The sequence below is a fragment of the Paenarthrobacter sp. TAF1 genome, from assembly GCF_052113825.1.
GTDB lineage: Bacteria > Actinomycetota > Actinomycetes > Actinomycetales > Micrococcaceae > Arthrobacter > Arthrobacter nicotinovorans.
Genome location: NZ_JBFRDO010000005.1, coordinates 58,356 through 76,466, shown reverse-complemented (window position 1 = coordinate 76,466; position 18,111 = coordinate 58,356). Strand labels below are relative to the sequence as shown.

At 64.5% G+C, this 18,111-nt stretch carries 14 protein-coding genes; 10 read left to right on the top strand and 4 right to left on the bottom strand.

Annotated elements, in window-relative coordinates; all coding sequences use genetic code 11:
* Position 1: 1 nt before the first annotated feature.
* Complete coding sequence (locus AB4Y81_RS08665) at positions 2–919, bottom strand: LysR family transcriptional regulator (protein ID WP_018777435.1); 918 nt, start codon at positions 917–919, stop codon at positions 2–4.
* 107 nt (positions 920–1,026) lie between these two features.
* Between AB4Y81_RS08665 and tdh the strand changes: the two genes are divergently transcribed.
* The 4 genes from tdh (at position 1,027) to hutI (ending at position 6,530) form a co-directional block, all read left to right on the top strand.
* The gene (tdh, locus tag AB4Y81_RS08660; RefSeq protein WP_055975051.1) at positions 1,027–2,073 is read left to right on the top strand and encodes an L-threonine 3-dehydrogenase; all 1,047 of its coding nucleotides are present in this window, start codon (positions 1,027–1,029) and stop codon (positions 2,071–2,073) included.
* A 46-nt stretch (positions 2,074–2,119) separates the two neighbouring features.
* Positions 2,120–3,313 carry a glycine C-acetyltransferase gene (locus tag AB4Y81_RS08655; RefSeq protein WP_064721846.1) on the top strand — a complete coding sequence of 398 codons (1,194 nt, stop codon included), beginning with the start codon at positions 2,120–2,122 and terminating at the stop codon, positions 3,311–3,313.
* 845 nt (positions 3,314–4,158) lie between these two features.
* Positions 4,159–5,256 (top strand): NAD(P)/FAD-dependent oxidoreductase, encoded by a 1,098-nt coding sequence (locus AB4Y81_RS08650; protein WP_441995674.1) that lies wholly within the window; start codon positions 4,159–4,161, stop codon positions 5,254–5,256.
* 11 nt (positions 5,257–5,267) lie between these two features.
* A complete protein-coding gene (gene hutI, locus AB4Y81_RS08645) occupies positions 5,268–6,530 on the top strand; it encodes an imidazolonepropionase (protein WP_441995673.1) in 1,263 nt (420 codons plus the stop codon).
* Positions 6,531–6,621: 91 nt separating this feature from the next.
* On the opposite strand, the gene AB4Y81_RS08640 is transcribed toward hutI, so the two are convergent.
* Entirely contained in the window at positions 6,622–11,013 is a 4,392-nt protein-coding gene (locus tag AB4Y81_RS08640) for an endo-alpha-N-acetylgalactosaminidase family protein (RefSeq protein ID WP_441995672.1), read from the bottom strand.
* Positions 11,014–11,287: 274 nt separating this feature from the next.
* On the opposite strand from AB4Y81_RS08640, the gene AB4Y81_RS08635 reads away from it, so the two are divergent.
* The 5 genes from AB4Y81_RS08635 to AB4Y81_RS08615 are packed head-to-tail and all read left to right on the top strand — an operon-like array spanning position 11,288 to position 15,766.
* Positions 11,288–12,205 (top strand): SIS domain-containing protein, encoded by a 918-nt coding sequence (locus AB4Y81_RS08635; protein WP_018777441.1) that lies wholly within the window; start codon positions 11,288–11,290, stop codon positions 12,203–12,205.
* 9 nt (positions 12,206–12,214) lie between these two features.
* Positions 12,215–13,150 (top strand): ROK family protein, encoded by a 936-nt coding sequence (locus AB4Y81_RS08630; RefSeq protein WP_441995671.1) that lies wholly within the window; start codon positions 12,215–12,217, stop codon positions 13,148–13,150.
* On the top strand, positions 13,147–14,115 hold the full coding sequence (locus AB4Y81_RS08625) for a 1-phosphofructokinase family hexose kinase (protein WP_441995670.1): 969 nt from the start codon (positions 13,147–13,149) through the stop codon (positions 14,113–14,115). Before AB4Y81_RS08630 ends, AB4Y81_RS08625 begins: the two co-directional genes overlap by 4 nt.
* Positions 14,097–14,951 (top strand): class II fructose-bisphosphate aldolase, encoded by an 855-nt coding sequence (locus tag AB4Y81_RS08620; RefSeq protein WP_079581028.1) that lies wholly within the window; start codon positions 14,097–14,099, stop codon positions 14,949–14,951. Before AB4Y81_RS08625 ends, AB4Y81_RS08620 begins: the two co-directional genes overlap by 19 nt.
* Positions 14,952–14,974: 23 nt before the next feature.
* Positions 14,975–15,766 (top strand): DeoR/GlpR family DNA-binding transcription regulator, encoded by a 792-nt coding sequence (locus AB4Y81_RS08615; protein WP_018777445.1) that lies wholly within the window; start codon positions 14,975–14,977, stop codon positions 15,764–15,766.
* Positions 15,767–15,773: 7 nt separating this feature from the next.
* Here the strand turns inward: AB4Y81_RS08615 and AB4Y81_RS08610 are convergent, their stop codons facing one another.
* A complete protein-coding gene (locus tag AB4Y81_RS08610; protein WP_441995669.1) occupies positions 15,774–16,430 on the bottom strand; it encodes a histidine phosphatase family protein in 657 nt (218 codons plus the stop codon).
* Positions 16,431–16,516: 86 nt separating this feature from the next.
* On the opposite strand from AB4Y81_RS08610, the gene AB4Y81_RS08605 reads away from it, so the two are divergent.
* Positions 16,517–17,287, top strand: a complete 771-nt coding sequence (locus AB4Y81_RS08605) for a CPBP family intramembrane glutamic endopeptidase (protein WP_189075831.1) — start codon at positions 16,517–16,519, stop codon at positions 17,285–17,287.
* A gap of 141 nt (positions 17,288–17,428) precedes the next feature.
* Here the strand turns inward: AB4Y81_RS08605 and AB4Y81_RS08600 are convergent, their stop codons facing one another.
* Positions 17,429–18,067, bottom strand: a complete 639-nt coding sequence (locus AB4Y81_RS08600) for a VOC family protein (RefSeq protein WP_018777448.1) — start codon at positions 18,065–18,067, stop codon at positions 17,429–17,431.
* Positions 18,068–18,111: the final 44 nt, after the last annotated feature.

Sequence of the window (18,111 nt, the reverse complement as noted above, 5' to 3'; positions counted from 1 at the left end):
CCTAGCGGGGTGAGGAAAGCCCGGTCATGACGGTTTGAAGTGACTCGCAAACCGTCATGACCGATTTCCGTTTAAGCGTCTCCGGACGGGCCAGGATGTCGATTTTGCGCACCGAGTTCACGCCGGACAACGGGCGCAGCACCACGCCGGCGTCCAGGACACGCCGGGCCGTGAAGCGCGGGAGCAGCCCGATCGCGCCGCCGGCCGAGACGAGCGCGGCCACGGTTGAGTAGTCGTTGATGCGGTGCAGGACCTCCGCAGGCCTCCCGCTCACGGCAACGACGGCGGCGAGGACGTCCGCGGGGGAGTAACCGTCGCGGCTGGTCACCCAGGGTTCATCCACGACGTCGGAAGGCTCCAGTTCGCGGCGGGATGCGAGTGGGTGATCCGCCGGAAGCGCGATGTCCAGCGGCTCGTCGGCCAGTGGGATCACCGCGACTTTGTCCTCCGGCCATTGCGGGCTGTTGTCCATGCGATGCGCCAAAACCAGGTCGTACCGTGCTGCCAACCCCGGGAAATCCTCCTGCGCCACGTCCTCGTCGGCGAGGCGGAGGCGAGGCGAGTTCCCGCCGTCGGACGCCAACAGCGCTGCCAGCGGCGCGAACAGCGCCTGCCCTGCGCTGTGGAAGGCGCTCACGCTGACCGGCGCGTCGGGAGCATCGTGATACGCGCCGATCGCTGCCCGCGCGTCTGCCATGGCATTTACGACGGCGGCACCCGCCTCGGCCAGCACGCGGCCCGCGTCGGTCAGGACCAGGGCGCGGCCCTCCTTCCGTGTCAACGGCACGTCCACGGACCTTTGGAGCAGGGCGAGCTGTTGCGACACAGCCGAAGGAGTGACCATGAGTGTCTCTGCTACCGCCTTGACGCTGCCCAGGTCGCCGAGCTCGCGGAGCATCTGCAGCTGATGAATTTCCATTAGCAAATCCTAAATCGTTGATTGAGAAGAATCTAGTTGTGCTAAATCGTTGCCGGGGCTTCAATGGACTCAGCAGCAGTGAAGCAGCCCCAGCAGTGAGGAATCCCATGAAGGCTCTCTACAAATCCGGACCCCACGCCGGTTTCGAACTCGTCGACCGTCCGGAACCTGAAGCGGGCGCAGGCGACGTCAAGATCCGCGTGATGACCACCGGAATCTGCGGCACGGACCTCCACATCCAGAGCTGGGACGCCTGGGCGCAGAGCATCATCGAAACCCCCTTGATCGCAGGCCACGAGTTCTACGGTGAAGTGGTTGAAGTCGGCGAGGACGTCCGCGACGTCAAGGTCGGCGACCGCGTCTCCGGCGAAGGGCACGTAGTATGCGGAATCTGCCGCAACTGCCGCGCCGGACGCCGCCAGATGTGCATCCACACGGTCTCCGTGGGCGTGCAGCGCGATGGCGCGTTCGCCGAATACGTCGTGATCCCGGAGACGAACGTCTGGGTCCACCATGACGAATCCGTCACCCCTGAGCTCGGCGCCATTTTCGACCCCTTCGGCAATGCCGTCCACACCGCCTTGAGCTTCCCGCTGGTCGGCGAAGACGTGCTCATCACCGGCGCCGGCCCGATCGGGCTGATGGCCATCGCGGTGGCCCGGCACGCCGGTGCACGCAAGATCGCCATCACCGACGTCTCCGCACCGCGCCTGGAACTCGCGCGGCAGATGGGCGTGGACCTCGCCGTCGACGTTTCCAAGATGCGCGTCCGCGAGGCACAGCAGGAACTGGGCATGCGCGAAGGCTTTGATATCGGTCTTGAAATGTCGGGACACCCCACGGCACTGCCTGAGATGATCGACAACATGAACCACGGCGGACGCATCGCCATGCTCGGCCTTCCCAGCCAGTCCATCGACATCGACTGGGGCAAGGTTGTCACCCACATGCTCACGCTCAAGGGTATTTACGGTCGCGAGATGTTCGAGACCTGGTACGCCATGAGCGCCATGCTGTCCTCCAACCCCGTGCTCCACCGCAGCATCTCCGCCGTCGTCACCGACAAGCTGTCCGCAGCCGACTGGGAAAAGGGCTTCGAAATCGCCCGCAACGGCACCGGCGGCAAAGTGGTCCTTGACTGGACCGAACTGTAAACCGGACCGAACCGCCACCCGGACCGCCAAAGACTTAGGAGCACCCATGTACTCAGCCATCAAAGACCAGCTGCAGGGCGAACTCGACGAGATCCGCACTGCCGGCCTCTTCAAGACCGAACGCCACATCGATTCCCCGCAGGCTAGCCACATCGCCGCCGGCCAGCTCGGCCAGCCCGCCAACCAGGTACTGAATTTCTGCGCCAACAACTACCTGGGCCTGGCCGACCACCCGGACATCATTGCCGCCGCCAAGTCCGCCATGGACGAGCGTGGCTTCGGCATGGCTTCCGTTCGGTTCATCTGCGGCACCCAGGACCTCCACCTGGAACTTGAGGCACGTGTATCGAAGTTCCTCGGCACGGAGGACACCATCCTGTTCTCCAGCTGCTTCGACGCGAACGGCGGTGTCTTTGAGTCCCTGTTCGGCCCCGAGGACGCCATCATCTCGGACTCGCTGAACCATGCGTCCATCATTGACGGCATCCGCCTGAGCAAGGCCAAGCGGTTCCGCTACGCCAACCAGGACATGGCGGACCTTGAAGCCAAGCTGGTCGAAGCCGAGGGCTCACGCCGCAAGATCATCGTCACCGATGGCGTGTTCTCCATGGACGGGTACCTCGCTCCGCTGGAAGCCATCTGCGATCTCGCCGAGAAGCACGACGCCCTGGTCATGGTTGACGACTCCCACGCCGTCGGTTTCATGGGCCCCACCGGCGCCGGCACGCCGGAGCACGCCGGAGTCTCCGAGCGCGTCGACATCTACACGGGAACCTTCGGCAAGGCCCTCGGCGGGGCTTCGGGCGGATACGTTTCCGGCCGCGGCGAAATTGTCGCCATGCTGCGCCAGAAAGCCCGCCCTTACCTGTTCTCCAACTCCCTCGCCCCGGCCATTGTTGCGGCCACCATCAAGGCGATCGAGCTCGTCCAGGAATCCGGAGAATTGCGCACCCGCCTCTTCGAGAACGCCGCGCTGTTCCGCCGCCGCATGAGCGAGGAAGGTTTCGAACTCCTCGACGGCGAACACGCCATCATCCCCGTCATGTTTGGCGATGCCGTGGTGGCCGCCAAGATCGCTGACGAGATGCTCAACAATGGTGTCTTCGTCACCGCCTTCAGCTTCCCCGTAGTGCCGAAGGGCGTGGCACGGATCCGGGTGCAGCTTTCGGCCGCGCACAGTGCTGACGACGTCGAAGCGTGCGTCCAAGCGTTCGTCAAGAGCCGCGCCGCCGTCGCCTAACAGCGCTCGCTCACATCCCGCGTGCTTGATCCCGACGCTTCCTCACGTCCCGCGTGCTTGATCCCGACGCTTCCTCACGTCCCGCGTGCTTGATCCCGACGCTCACTCACGTCCCGCGTGCTTGATCCCGACGCTTCTTCACGTCCCGCGTGCTTGATCCCGACGCTTCCTCACGTCCCGCGTGCTTGGTTCCGACGCTTCCTCACGTCCCGCGTGCTTGGTTCCGACGCTCACTCACGTCCCGCGTGCTTGGTTCCGACGCTCACTCACTTCCTTCTAACAAGTGAGTGAGCGTTGGGGTTTAACGGCCTGTTTCGTGAGTAAGCGTTGGTAGTTGGTGCTGCCCGGACAGGCGACGTCGACGGCGGTGCGTGCGTTCGGGTCGTCGTCAACAGTCGCGCCGCGGTCACCCCTCCGAACGCTTCCTCACATCCCTACGGTTTCCTGCCGTCGCTTCCTCACGTCCCGCGTGCTTGCCCGCGACGCTCGCTCACTTCCTTCTAACAAGTGAGTAAGCGTTGGGTTTTAAGGGGCTGTTATGTGAGTGAGCGTTGGGGTTTAACGGCCTGTTTCGTGAGTAAGCGTTGGTAGTTGGTGCTGCCCGGACAGGCGACGTCGACGGCGGTGCGTGCGTTCGGGTCGTCGTCAACAGTCGCGCCGCGGTCACCCCTCCAAACCCTTCCTCACGTCCCGCGTGCTTGCCCGCGTCGCTTGCTCACATCCCTCGGGTTTCCAGGCGTCCCTCCATCGCTTTTCCCAAGAAAGTGAGCGAGCGATCCCGGGAAGCCCGTGGGATGTGAGCGAGGATCGGTGGCGGTTCGGCGGGCTTCTGACAGGATGGATCCATGGCTTCGAATTATGACGTGGTAATCGTTGGTGGCGGTATCGCCGGGCTGTCCTTGGCGGCGGCATTGGCGGGCAAATGCACAGTAGCTCTGGTGGAAGCTGAGCAATCGCTGGCCTTCCACACTTCTTCACGCTCGGCCCGTCAACTGATCCCCAGCTACGGGCCGCCGGTGGTGCAGGAGCTGACTCTCCGGACCTTGGAATTGCTGGCCGCCCGCGACACCCGGGCAACGGAGCCGATCCTCACTCCGCGAGGCTTCATGCTGGTGGGGGATGAGGAGACGGTGAGTGCCGAGGCCAGTGGCAACATGCACCGGATCACCCACGCTGAGGCAATGGACCTGTGCCCTGTCCTCGCCCCGGATTCCTTCACTGCCGCAGGACTCGACAACGGCTCGTTCGGATGTAATGCTCCACTGCTGCTCGACGAACACCGGCGCACCGCAGAGGCCGCAGGCGTGGACATCATCACCGGTGCCAAGGTCCATTCGGCCCAGCGCTTGGGGAGTGGCTGGCAGGTGGGCGCCGGCACCGAAGGGTTCCAGTCCGGCGTCGTGGTGAATGCGGCCGGTGCCTGGGCAGATGAGCTGGCAGTCATCAGCGGCGTGGAGAAGCTGGGGCTTCAGCCGTTCCGGCGGACCGCCGCAATCGTGAACGTCCGGAATCCGCTGACGCTTGAAACGCCCATGGTGTGCGCGGCGGATGATTCCTTCTACTTCCGGCCTGAAGGCAAGCAAGTGTTGATCTCGCCGTCAGAGCACGTTCCCAGCGGTCCGGAAGACGCGAAACCACAGCCCGGGGACGTTGAAAGCCTCATCTCCAGGCTCAACAGCGTGACAACGTTGGGCATCCAGTCCGTGGACCGCGCTTGGACCGGCCTGCGGACCGAGGCCGCCGACGGCATCCCGGCGGTGGGATTCGACGCCGAAGCACCCGGCTTCTTCTGGCTGGCCGGACAGGGCGGCTACGGTTTCCAGACGTCCTCTGCCATCGCTGAACTGGCTGCGGCCCTCATCCTTGGCACCGTCGAGGCGGAGAGTCCGGAATCCCGGACAGCGGAGCAACTCGCGGCCACCCGTTGGTCCATCCGGCGCTGAACAATAGGCATATGAGCGGAACCACACCAGCCAGCACACTCATTACCAACATCGGCGAGCTGATGACCCAGGACCTGGAGCACCGGGTCCTCACGGATGCGGCCATCGTCTTTGAAGGCGAACGGATTTCCTGGATCGGGTCCCGCCAGGACGCTCCGGCCGCCGATGAAAAAGTCGACGCCGAAGGCCGCGCCGTCCTGCCTGGCTGGGTCGATTCGCATTCCCATCTTGTCTTCGCGGGGGACCGCACCGCCGAGTTCGAGGCCCGCATGGCCGGGCAGAGCTACAGCGCGGGCGGCATCGCCGTGACCACGGGAGCTACGCGCAGTGTCAGCGACGACGAACTCAGCCGCCTCGTGCGGGACCGGGTCAAAGAGGCGGTCTCCCAGGGGACCACCTACTTGGAGAGCAAGACGGGCTACGGGCTGGACGTGGACAACGAAGCCCGCAGCGCCAGGATCGCCGCGGCCGAGGTCGACGAGGTCACGTACCTCGGCGCGCACCTGGTCCCCGCCGGTTCGGACCCTGAGGAGTACACGGACCTGGTCTGCGGTGCCATGCTCGACGCCGTCCTCCCGCACGTCCGCTGGGCAGACGTCTTCTGCGAGCGCGGCGCTTTCACCGAAGACCAGTCCCGTCGCGTCCTGACGGCGGCCCGCAACGCAGGTCTCGGCCTGCGGGTCCACGGCAACCAGCTCGGCGAGGGGCCGGGTGTGGCGCTGGCCGTGGAGTTCGCGGCTGCGAGTGTGGACCACGTGAACTATCTCTCGGACAAGGACATCGCCGCCCTCGCGGAAACCTGGACCGGCTGGGACGCCGCTACAGGCAACGGAGCACGGGGCACGGTTGCCACCTGCCTTCCGGCTTGCGATCTCTCCACCCGCCAGCCTTTGGCGCCTGGGCGTGAATTGATCGACGCCGGCGTGCAGATCGCGCTGGCGGCCAACTGCAACCCTGGAACGTCGTACACCACGTCCATGGCTTTCTGCGTCACCACAGCGGTTCTCCAGATGCACTTGAGCGTCCACGAGGCCGTCCGCGCGGCGACGTACGGCGGCGCCTTGGCGTTGGGCCGGGAGTCCGGGAACGACGTCGACGGCGAACGGGCGGTGGGTTCGCTAGCCGTCGGCCACCGGGCTGACCTGCACATGCTGAAGGCACCGTCGGCGACCCATCTGGCGTACCGTCCGGGAGTCCCGTTGACGCACTCGGTGTGGCGGGCGGGCGTGCGCGCGTTCCAGGACAACAGTAAAGGCGCCACAGCAAAGAGATGACGGCAAAGGGATAACAGTAAAGGAGGGCGGTGTTCCGGTAGGAACACCGCCCTCCTTTGCTGTTGCGTGGAAAGACTGTTGCGCGGAGGGACTATGCGCAGCTGAACTTCGCGTCCGCCCAATCACCCCAGTCGTCGCCGGCGTCGTCACCGTTCCTGTCGGCGATCAGTTCGACGTTCTGGACTCCCGTGATGTCCACGTTGAGGGGAAGTGCTGCAGAGTCGGCGCTGAGAACGGGAGTCCGCAGCAGTTCCCGTCCGTCTCCCTTCACGATGAAGACCACCGAGCCGTGCAGGCCCTTGTTCAGCTTCGCGTCGTCCACTCCCGCCACGGCGGTGAAGGCGGTGCACTTTGCTTCGGTGGCGATGCTGATCTTCGAGTCGGCGTGGACGCCGATTCCCTTGGGGTAGACGACGCCGTCAAGCCGCAATGCGGGTCCGTCACCGGCGTTCTGCTCACCGTTGGCCCGGTCCCTTTCCGCTGGACCCCAACCGTTGATGCTGCCGATCCAGGGCAAGTCGGAGGCGAACACGGTGCCGTGCAGGACGGGTGCGGGCGGTTCCTGGGACGTGGACGAGCACGTGAACCTAGCGTCGGCCCAGTCGGCGTGGTCGTTGCCGTTGGAGTCGCCGGCGTCGTCAGCCACGAGTTCCACGTACTGGGCGCCGGTGACATCAACGGTGAGCGGCAGGGGAGCGCTGGTGGCTCCCAGGACGGGGGTTGTTACCTTGGTTGTCCCGTCAGCCACCACGGAGAACTTCACGCTGCCCCGCGTCGGCTGGGCGTCATCAATGCCTACTGTTGCGGTAAAGGCGGTGCAGTAGCCGCCAAGGTAGTAGCGGATGTTGCCGTTTGCGTGTGCGCCGAGACCCTTCGCGTAGACGGTGCCGTTCAGCGTTAGCGGGGTGCCGTCGCCGGCCCCGGTTCCGCCGTTGGACTGGTCCTTTTCAACTGGGCCCCAGCCGTTGGTGGCGCTGACCCATGGGTGGTCGCTGGCGAACACTGTGGCCTGCGGCGGTTTGGGCAGTGTCCGGACAATGGTGGTGGTGCTGATGGTCCGGCCGCCTGCCGGGTTGTTGCCCGATGCTGCGGCGGTGTAACTGGCCTTGGCCGTGATGGGGTAGTCGCCGTCCGCGGACGCGGGTGCCGTGATCTTCCAGGTGGTGGTGAGGGTGCCACCGGCGGGCAGGGTTGCTGCCGTGGCCGGCGTGGACGGTGTCGCGGTCCATCCCTCGGGGAGCTCAAGCGCAACGGCGAGGCCGCTGATGGCTGCCGGTTCGTCGGAGATAAACGTGGTGACGAAGTCCTGTGCCTTGCCCTGCTGGACCACGTCGCCTTGAAGCCCGGCGGTGAGTTGCGCACACGCCGGGACGGCTTCCGAGGCACCGAGGTCCTCCACCAGGAAGTTGTCCAGCGTGAAGTCCGATCCGTTGGCGCTGCCGGTACGCTGCAAGCCCACGAAGTAGTCACCGCAGAAGCCGGTGTCGAGGATCTGCTCGAACCGCGTGGTGGTGGTTTTCGCGTCGATGGCCTGGCTGCCCGTCACTGCGGGGCCCGCCTGCGAGTCGTAGCCGGAAACCCAGGCGTATTGCCCGGCCTTGGAGTTCTGGTAGTCGAAGGACACCTTGTACTTGCGGCCGGCCTGGAACGGAACGCCCGCCTCGGTGGTGCGGTACACCATGCCCGGTCCGCCGTCAGGGGCGGTGTTTTCGTCGTGCGCGATCAGGGACCATGTGCCGTCCAGGACTTCGTCGATCACATTGGTGTCCCAGCCCTTCTGGGTGAACGGCTCGTTGCGCTCGGTGATGTGAGTCCGGGGGTCCGTTGAGCCGCCGGCGTTGCCCTTCACGAAKGGTCCCCAGCCTTGGTCCACGTTCTCGAAGTCTTCGCTGAGCACGCCGGTGGTGGCAACCCGGGCGGTCTTCACCGCCCTGAAGTCGTCGACGCGGACTGTAGCGTCGCCGTCGGCGGCTTTGACGGAAACAGTGGCCTTCGTGTTGTTCCGCGGCACGTCCACCAGTACCCGCACGCGCTGGAACGAGGTCCCGTGCTTCTCGTCGCCGGCCACGTAGTTTTCCGCGTTGGATGAATCGATGGTGGTGCTTTCGGTCTTGCCGTTGATCTCGACAGAGAGGGTGGTGGGCCGGACCTTGCCGGGTTGGATTTCAACCCAGGCGCTGACGGATTGGGTTCCGGCGTCCAGCTTGACGTCCTGGCTGATCGACGACGGCGTTGCCCCCATCTCGGCGAAGCGGCGGCCCTTGTCGTCGCGCACCTGGGTGACGTTGCCCGTGGGGTTCCAGGGGGAGAGGTCGGCGCCGTTGAAACCGGGATCGTTGAAGGCTGTGCCTTCGCCGAAGTCCGCCTTCTTGGGGAGCGCGTTGTTCTTGCTCGTGAGGACGTAGGGCTGCTTCGGGTCCGCGGTGACGGTGACCTGGCCGTTGATTACCGGTACATCAGCGACCTTCACGCGTCCGTTGTCGGTCAGCTTGAACATTTCCAGCGATGTTGACTTGGCGAATTCCTCCGTGAGCGTCCAGGTGCTGGCGCCACCGGCGGGGTTGTAGTGGTAGAGCTTGTCGGCCTTGCCGTTTTCCTTGGAGGACCACGGCAGCAGGTAGCTTCCGCCTTGCAGCACGGAGGTTCCGGCGACGGTGATGTTGCGTTCTTCCGCGGTGTTTCCGGTGACGGCCACGGCATCGGCGAGGTCGATCCGGTCTGGTGTCCATTTGGTGATCTGGTGGTGCTGCAGGAACTTCGCCGGGAGGTTGGCTGTCCAGACGTTCTCACTGAAGGCGTTGAAGTCGTTCTGCCCGGTCCAGCCTTCGAACTCCACGATGTGGCTCACGCCGAGCTTGGGGTCCGGGTTCCACACGTCTGATTGGGTGTTGTTGATGAAGCGCAGGATCTGCGAGTTGACGCCTTTGTTGGTGGAGCCACCGTACTTCTCATCGTTGGCCCAGTGGGACCACGTGTTGTTGCGGGACAGATGGTCGGCCCACTCCGAGCCGACACGGAAGCCGTTCTTGACCAGTTCCTGCTGCAGCTTCTCGGCAAGCCAGCCGAACTCGTAGTAGACGTCCACGTACACGAAGTCCAGGTTTTTGTCCGTGGCCTCGCGGAGTTCTTTGATGCGCTGGGCCAGCTTGCCGGAGTTGATGTCCTGGCGCTGGTTGATGTAGTACGACTGGTCCAGCCAGTTCCAGCCGAGTCCCTTGTCGGCGCGCAACAGGTCTTCGCTGAAGGACTTCGCTTCGGGGTAGATCTCTGTGGCGTTAATGTGGACGCCGAAGCTGGCGTTCCAGTCTTTGCCCTCCTTCACCAAAGTGTTGAGGTCCTCCAGGCCGCCTGCACGGGTGTTGAAGTTGTTTCCGTAGTCGGTGTTGGCCGAGTCGTGGCCTTCGCTGGTGTAGCCCTTGAGCATGGCCACCTGGCCCAGTCCGTCCGTTGCCAGGGAGATGCGTTTGACGTCGTCCAGGGTGCGGAGGAACGGGTGGGTTGCTTGTGAGGCGAAGTTGAAGGGGATGTGGGTGACCACGTTGTCCGGGGTCTGTTCGCCCTTGTTGGCGGACACCTGGATGGATCTCATGGCGATGGCCGCATCCTGCCAGTCCACGCCGCCATCGGCATTCGCATCGGTGGTGATGGCAACCCGGGTCCAGGGAAGTTCCTCCGTAGTGGTGGAACCATCGGCACGGTACAGCCACTGGCCGCTGGCGATGCCCATGGCCACCCCGCCGGCGCCGTCGCTGACGGCCTGGCGCCAGAAGCGTCCCTTGTCTTTCGCTCCCGGGCCGGAGGAAGTGTCGTAGAGGGCGTTTGATTCGACGGCGGCACCCAGTGCGGCGGTGTTGGCCAGCGCGTACGCGGAGCTTTTGGGTGCAGTATCCAGGGGCGTAGCTGCAGTAACGGGCGTGAATTCGTCTCCGCTGACGCTTCGGTCGACGGACAGATTGGCTGTGGAGACCTGGGCCCCGGCCTGGGTGGAACCTACAGTGACCAGGTTCAGCCGGGGGAGTTGAAGGGTCTTCACGAGGTGGTCCGCGGAGTCCTTGATTTCCGTGACGTTGAAGGACACCACATTCTTCTTGACGGAGAGCCGCACCTTGATCACGGTGTTGCCGAAATCGGGCACGGTGAGGACGTAATCCCGGGCATCCTTTCCGGAGGCCGTGGACGTTCCGCTGACATTGAACTCCACTCCGTTGAGGGTGATGGTGTTCAACCGGGCCGGGGTGCCGTCGAGGCGGGCCTTGGTGGCGGTGTCGGTGTAGCCGAGGACTTGGGGGAAGGTGGTGGCGATGTCCACGGCGAGGCTGCCGGAGGTGATGGTGGCGGCTTCGGCGGCGCCGACGAGCTCGGCGGGCAGGACCAGGGGGCTTGCGGTGGCGGGCTGGATGGCCATCAAGCCCAGCGATGATGAGGCGACGACACAGGCCAAACTCAACGAGGCGAGGCGTCTTGGGGAGGATAAGCGGGGCATGATGCTCCTTATTGATTATTCCGAGTGAGTAATAATCACTTTCTTGCGGACTCATCCAAGCCTGCTGCACGAACAAGAACATGACAAGAGTTAACAGGTAGTTAACTTAAAAGCACACGCAAGAACATGATTGCGACGTGGGCGGGACCTCTTCCGTCATGAGCGGCAAATGAGCAGTCTTCTCCAGTAGATGATCCTTGTGAGATCGAAAATGATCGTTTAGTGTTTCTATAGATCAAAAAACGTCATTACTTGAGCGGGAGCGAAACACACGATGAGCGAGAACATACTGGGTGCCTTCATGGAGGAAGAGCTGGTTTCCCAGCCTGTCGTATGGCAGCGCGCCGTTGAGCAGGCCCGCAGCGAAGACCTGCTTCCCGCAGATGGAAAACGCATCGCCGTCATTGGCTGCGGCACGTCATGGTTCATGGCCCAAAGCTACGCAGCTGCCCGCGAATCCGCAGGCAAAGGGGTCACGGACGCCTTTGCGGCCTCCGAGGCTTTCCTTAACAGCAACAGTGCGGACCGTCAGTACGACGCCGTCGTGGCCATCACGCGCTCCGGGACCACCACCGAAGTGCTGGAGATCCTCGCCGCGCTGAAGGGCATCGTCCCCACCGTCGCGATCATCGGAGACACCACCTCGCCCATCATCGAACTGGCCGACACCGTGATCGGCCTCCAGTATGCCGACGAGCGCTCCGTGGTGCAGACCCGTTTCGCCACCACCGCGCTGGTGTACATGCTGACCAGCCTCGACATCGACGTGCAGCAGGCCATCGCCGATGCCCGCGACGCCGTCTCCGCTCCGGTCCCGCAGGAGCTCCTGGACGCCGAGCAATTCACTTTCCTCGGCACGGGATGGACGGTAGGACTGGCCCACGAGGCCGGCCTCAAAATGCGCGAAGCCGTCCAAGGCTGGACCGAGTCCTACCCGGCCATGGAATACCGCCACGGTCCGATCTCCATCGCCGCTCCCGGCAGGGTTACCTGGTTGTTCGGCACCCAGCCCGAAGGACTGGACCAGGACATGGCCGCCACCGGCGCCCTCTACCTCCACACGGACAAGCACCCCCTGGCCGAGCTCGCCCGGGTCCATAAGGTCACCCTCGAGCGTGCACGGGTCCGTGGCTTGAACCCGGACCTGCCGCGCAACCTGACCCGCTCGGTCATTCTCGACGCCTCCGCCTAGGTACACGTCATGGTTCTCGGAGCCGCAGAATCACCGGTGCTGTCATTCGATGTTGGCGGGACCGACATCAAAGCCGGTTTGGTGGATGCCAAGGGCGTGGTGTTGGGCATGCGCCGCGTCCCCACGCCACTGGACCCGGCACGTCCTGGCGAAGCCGTCGTTGAGCGGCTGGCAGAGCTCGCCGCCGAGCTGGCTGCCGAGTTCCCGGGCACCCCTGCCAAAGCCGCCGGAATCATCGTCCCCGGCATTGTCGACTCGGTGGCAGGGGTGGGCGTTTACTCGGCCAACCTCGGATGGCGGAACTTTCCCTTCACGGCCGAAGCCGAAAGGCGTCTCGGGATTCCGGTGGCCTTCGACCACGACGTCCGCTCCGCCGCTGCCGTTGAGCACGCGCTGGGGGGCTCCAGGGAGTTCAGCGACGTTGTCGTCATGGTGGTGGGCACCGGCATCGCGGCCGCAGTCTTCTCCGGAGGCAAAGCCGTTACTGCCGGGGGTTTCGCCGGCGAACTCGGCCACGCGCAGGTTCCGGATCCCGACGTCGGCCCTGGCGGCACCGCGGCCACCATCCTGGAAGCCGTCGGTTCAGCCGGGGCCATCGCAAAGCGCTACCACCTGAAGTCGGGAAACAAGGTCAACGGCGCCCGCAGCGTGCTGCTCAGGGCCAAGTCCGGCGACGCCCTGGCGGAACGCGTATGGGCAGAGGCGATGGACGCGCTCGCCTTCACCATCTGCCAATGCGTCAACATCATCGGCACCGAAGCGGTGGTGATCGGTGGAGGCCTCGCCGAGGCCGGTGAGGACCTCCTGCAGCCCCTGCGCGCCCGGGTTGACCAGACCCTGGATTTCCAACGCCGCCCCCATCTGATCCGTGCCCAGCTGGGTCAGGACGCAGGCCTGCTCGGTGCCGCCCACAACGCACGCAAGCTGCTGGGAGCCGGACAATGAAGCGAGCCAAAGTGAACCGCATCATCACAGTCACGCCGAACCCTGCCATCGACATGACGTATACCGTCCATGGCATCACTGAAGGCGCCAGCCACCGCGTCCCCACTCCCATCAGCCGTGCCGGGGGCAAAGGCATCAACGTTGCCCGTGTGACGCACCAACTCGGATACCCGGTGCTGGCCATAGCGCCCACAGGCGGTGCCGCGGGCCAGACCCTGGCGGCCGAACTCTGGACCAGCGGAGTGCCGCACATCCTGGTGGGGGTCGCTGCAGAGACGCGCCGCAGCATTGCCCTGGTGGACACCGTGGGCGGCGAAACGTCCATCTTCAACGAGGAAGGCCAGGCGCTGCTTCCCGATGAGTGGCGCTCCCTGCGCACCGCCGTCGCCGAAGCCGTCACCGGAAACCGCAACCTCCCCGCCTCAGTACTGGTCGGTTCCGGCAGCCTGCCTCCCGGCGCTCCCGCTGACTTCTACCCGGAGCTGGTCCGTCTGGCTCACGACGCCGGCATTCCCGCCATCATCGATACCTCCGGTCCCGGGATCATCGCCGCAGCCAAGGCCGGCGCGGACATCCTCAAGCCGAACCACCATGAACTCGCCGAAGCCACGGGGGAGTCCAGCCTCCAGGCAGCGGCCCTCTCTTTGATCGACATGGGCGCCCGCACTGTGCTGGTGAGCGCCGGAGCGGACGGCATGCTCGCCTTCGACCACGCCGCCCCCGGCGGTTATTGGAGTGCGCGCTTGCCTGAGTCGCTCAGCGGCAACCCCACAGGGGCGGGCGACGCCGGTGTGGCGGCTGCCGCCGTCGCGCTCGCCGAAGGCATCACCGAGCCGCGCGAGATTCTTCGCCGTGCCACCGCCTGGTCCGCAGCAGCCGTGCTCATGCCGGCAGCAGGCGAGATCTCGCCGCGGTACCAGGAACTGCAGGACCAACTGATCGTGACATGGAAGGAGACCCGGTGACCCTGGTCAACACGCGGGAACTGATGGACAAGGCAGCTGCCGCCGGCACCGGCCAAGGCGCGTTCAATGTCATCCACATTGAAACTGCGGAGGGCCTGGTGGGAGGTGCCGAGGCCGCCGGCGTTCCGCTGATTCTCCAAATCTCCGAGAACTGCGCCAAGTACCACGGCGGCCTGGAACCCATCGCGTCCGCAGCGCTCGCGATCGCGCGTTCGGCCTCTGTACCCGTCGCCCTCCACCTCGACCACGCCGAGTCCGAAGACCTGGCGCTCGCCGCCGTCGACCTCGGGTTCGGTTCCGTGATGTACGACGGCGCCCACTTGCCTTATGAGTGGAACGTTGAGGTCACGCGCCGCGTCGCCAAATACGCGCACGAGCGCGGTGTATACGTTGAGGCCGAGCTCGGAAAAGTTGGAGGCAAGGACGGAGCCCACGCACCGGGTGTCAGGACCGACCCGTCCGAGGCCCGGGATTTCGTTGAGGCCACGGAAGTGGACGCACTCGCTGTGGCCGTCGGTTCGTCCCACGCCATGACGGAGCGCAGCGCAGCGCTGGACCTGCACCTGATCACCCGCCTGAAGTCCGCCGTTGGAAAACCACTGGTTCTTCATGGCTCATCCGGTGTCACAGATGAGATGCTCGTATCCGCTATCGGCGCTGGTATGACTAAGATCAACGTATCCACACATTTGAACGGGTTCTTCACCCGCGCCGTCCGTGAGTACCTCGCTGCCAACCCCGCAGTGGTGGATTCCCGGAAGTACATCAAGGCCGGCCGGGAGGCCCTGGTGCTGGAGTCGGCACGTATGCTGACGCTGTTCGCCAAAGCGAAATAGCCGGAAACCGCGAAAGGCTTGTCATGACCCGCACCGATCGGCTGACCGCCATCCTCGATCTCTTGGCCGAATCCGGCCACGTGGAAGTCGAGGACATCGTGACGCGTCTAGGCGTGTCACCTGCCACGGCCCGCAGGGATCTGGACAGCCTCGCCAAGCAGCGGCTGCTGAGCCGCACCAGGGGAGGCGCCACGACGGGATCGGTGGCATACGACCTTCCCGGACGATACAACCGTGACGACCACGCCGAGGCCAAGCAGGAAATTGCGCTCGCGGCCTCCGCGCTGATCCGTCCCGGAGCGGTCATAGGGCTGAGCGGCGGAACCACCAACACCGCCTTGGCCCAGCTCCTGTCCACCCGCGAAGACCTCAACGCACCCTCGAACAGGCCCACGCTTACCGTGGTGACCAATGCAATCAACATCGCATCCCAACTGGCGGTGCGCCCCAACATCAAGATCATGGTCACCGGCGGCATCCTGAACCCGCGGTCCTATGAGCTGGTGGGACCGTACACAGACGTGATCATGCAAAAGGTCGCCTTGGACATCGCCTTCATTGGCGTCAACGGCGTGGACCCGGACCTCGGCCCCACCATCACTGATGAGGGCGAAGCCATGGTGAACACCGTGATGGCACGCCGAGCCACGGAATCCTATGTGGTGGCCGATTCCTCAAAGGTGCGCCGGCGCTCTTTCGCCGCCATGGCCGGCTACGACTTCAGGCACCTCATCACCGATTCCGGGATCAGCCCCGACGACAAAGCGGCGTTCGAAGCCAACGGCACGGAAGTCATCGTCGCACCGGCAGGCTGACGGACCCCTAGAACCGCATCCTTGGGGCGTGGAGCACCGAATCGTCCACTTCCCTGGGCACCCACTGGCTGAACGGCAGATCCAGGCTGTATTGGTCGTCGTCGTTCTTGAGCAGCGTGCGCAGCTCAGCGTTGCCCGGATTGTTGAGCGACTCAAAGTACTCCACCGTCCAGTGGAACCAGCGCATGCAGAACAGCCGCATCGTCAGCCCGTGCGTCACCAACAGGGTGTTCGGTGCGTACGTGGGCTTCTGCCAGTGCCGGTAAAGCGTCTCCATGAAGGACGACACCCGGTCGTAGACGTCCGAGCCTGATTCGCCTTCGCGGAAGCGGTAGAAGAAGTGGCCGTAGAGGTTCCTGAGTTCCTTCTGGTCCTCAATGTCCCCGGCGATCTGGAAATTGGCCCAGTCCTGCTCACGGAGCCGCGGCTCCTCGATGACACGCTCAATCAGGGACCCCAAGTTGAGGGCTTCCAGCGTCTGGTAGGCGCGCAAATAGGGGGAAACATAGACGCAGACCTGCTGCCCGTCGAGTTTGCGCCGCAGGTCCTCGCCGGCCAACCGCGCCTCCTCGACGCCCTGGTCCGTCAGCGGAATCCGATAATCCGGCACGCGGTTGTAGATGGACGTGTCGGCGTTCGCGGCGGATTGTCCGTGCCGGATCATGAATATTCTCTCTGGGGCACCCATCCCACCAAGCATAGGGCGGCGGTTCCCGGCAAAGAGGCAGGAACTGCGGGCAAGATAGGTACATGTTCCTTGCTTCCCGTCGCCGGCTGCGCGCCGAAGTGCTCATTGTCCTGGGCCTTTCCCTGGGCCAGTCGGCTGTCTACTCCGTGGTGCAACTGCTCGACAAGATGACGCGGGCGCCGCTGGCTGATGCAACGTCCACGCTGAACAGGTCCCAGAGCACCCGCGAATATTTCGATCTCACGTACCAGCTTCTGGATATCCTGTTCGCCCTGGTGCCCGTGGCGCTGGTGTTCTACTTCCTGTCCACGCACGTCCAGGCCACCAGGGACGGTGAAGGTTCGGCGTTCGCCCGGCTCGGCTTCAACTTGGTCCGCCCCGGCAAGGATCTGCTTCAGGGCCTGGGCCTCGCGGCGCTTATCGGCATACCGTCCCTTGGCCTCTACGCGGCCGGCCGGGCGCTGGGAATCACCACTGCCATTGTGCCCAGCGGCCTGGATGCCTACTGGTGGACGGTTCCCGTGCTGATTCTCTCCGCCGTGCGACACGCCATTGTGGAAGAAGTGATTGTGGTGGGGTATCTCCTGGACCGCTTCGGCAAGTTCGGCTGGAGCGTTCCGGCGGGCATCGTCGTCAGCGCCCTCCTTCGCGGGAGTTACCACCTCTACCAGGGCTTTGGCCCGTTCATCGGCAATGTGGTGATGGGCCTGGTCTTTGGGTGGATCTACACCAAGACCAAGAGGGTGATGCCCTTGGTGATTGCCCATGCCCTGCTGGACATTGTGGCATTCGTTGGATTCAGCCTGTTCGGCAAAGCGGTGGGCCTGGGCTGAGCAGCCGTGAAAGCCGTTGCAGCCGTTAAATGTATCCGGCCGCCATCGGTGGGTGACGTCATTGGCACCCGCTGATGGCGGCCGAAGCATTGTTTGGACAGCGGTGTCCAGGGCCGGGACCAGCCCGGATCAGGGGAACGGTCAGATGGTGACGGCTCCGGAGGCGGTTTCGAAAGTGACGGCCATGATGCCCGGCGTGCCGCGTGGTGCTATCCACTGGACCGCGACGTCCTCGAGAGGCTTCTCCACTGGCTCGCCCAGCCATTCGGTCACGCGTTCGGCGGAGCCCGCGATCGTGAGGCTGGACATCTTCACATCGCTCTCGTACACCTTGGACGGGTGAAGTGAGGGGTCGCCCTCCCACTTGAGCAGGTACGGCACCTGGGGATCGGCGATCAAGCCGAGGATGCCGATCTGCTGCCACACCAGTTCGCGGCCGTCAGGGAACTTGCGGTTGCCCGGGACTGCTGCGCGACCGAGGCGTTCCTCAAACGGGGCGAGGTCGTCAACTGCCACGCACCAGCCCATCCAACCGCCGCCGGCGGCTGAGCGTGCACGGACAGCTTGGCCGAAGGGTGCTTTGTCGGAAGCAGGGTGGTCCAGGACCTCCACGACTTCCAGGTACTTGTTATCCGCAAGGGGAATGATCATGTTCCGGGTGCCGAAGCGCGGGTGCACTCCGCCCCGGACTGCGTCCACTCCCAGAGCCGCGGAAATTCGTTCGGTAGTGGCCAAGAGGCCATCTCGTTCACAGGCGTAAGAGACGTGATCCATGCGCATGGCTTCATCTTGGCACTTTGTGATCGGTGTCTCAGCTAAGCCAA

Bases quoted from the DNA above. Each gene is read 5' to 3' on its own strand.
- AB4Y81_RS08665 (WP_018777435.1), bottom strand. From the start codon at position 919: ATGGAAATTCATCAGCTGCAGATGCTCCGCGAGCTCGGCGACCTGGGC.
- tdh (WP_055975051.1), top strand. From the start codon at position 1,027: ATGAAGGCTCTCTACAAATCCGGACCCCACGCCGGTTTCGAACTCGTC.
- AB4Y81_RS08655 (WP_064721846.1), top strand. From the start codon at position 2,120: ATGTACTCAGCCATCAAAGACCAGCTGCAGGGCGAACTCGACGAGATC.
- AB4Y81_RS08650 (WP_441995674.1), top strand. From the start codon at position 4,159: ATGGCTTCGAATTATGACGTGGTAATCGTTGGTGGCGGTATCGCCGGG.
- hutI (WP_441995673.1), top strand. From the start codon at position 5,268: ATGAGCGGAACCACACCAGCCAGCACACTCATTACCAACATCGGCGAG.
- AB4Y81_RS08635 (WP_018777441.1), top strand. From the start codon at position 11,288: ATGAGCGAGAACATACTGGGTGCCTTCATGGAGGAAGAGCTGGTTTCC.
- AB4Y81_RS08630 (WP_441995671.1), top strand. From the start codon at position 12,215: ATGGTTCTCGGAGCCGCAGAATCACCGGTGCTGTCATTCGATGTTGGC.
- AB4Y81_RS08625 (WP_441995670.1), top strand. From the start codon at position 13,147: ATGAAGCGAGCCAAAGTGAACCGCATCATCACAGTCACGCCGAACCCT.
- AB4Y81_RS08620 (WP_079581028.1), top strand. From the start codon at position 14,097: ATGGAAGGAGACCCGGTGACCCTGGTCAACACGCGGGAACTGATGGAC.
- AB4Y81_RS08615 (WP_018777445.1), top strand. From the start codon at position 14,975: ATGACCCGCACCGATCGGCTGACCGCCATCCTCGATCTCTTGGCCGAA.
- AB4Y81_RS08610 (WP_441995669.1), bottom strand. From the start codon at position 16,430: ATGATCCGGCACGGACAATCCGCCGCGAACGCCGACACGTCCATCTAC.
- AB4Y81_RS08605 (WP_189075831.1), top strand. From the start codon at position 16,517: ATGTTCCTTGCTTCCCGTCGCCGGCTGCGCGCCGAAGTGCTCATTGTC.
- AB4Y81_RS08600 (WP_018777448.1), bottom strand. From the start codon at position 18,067: ATGCGCATGGATCACGTCTCTTACGCCTGTGAACGAGATGGCCTCTTG.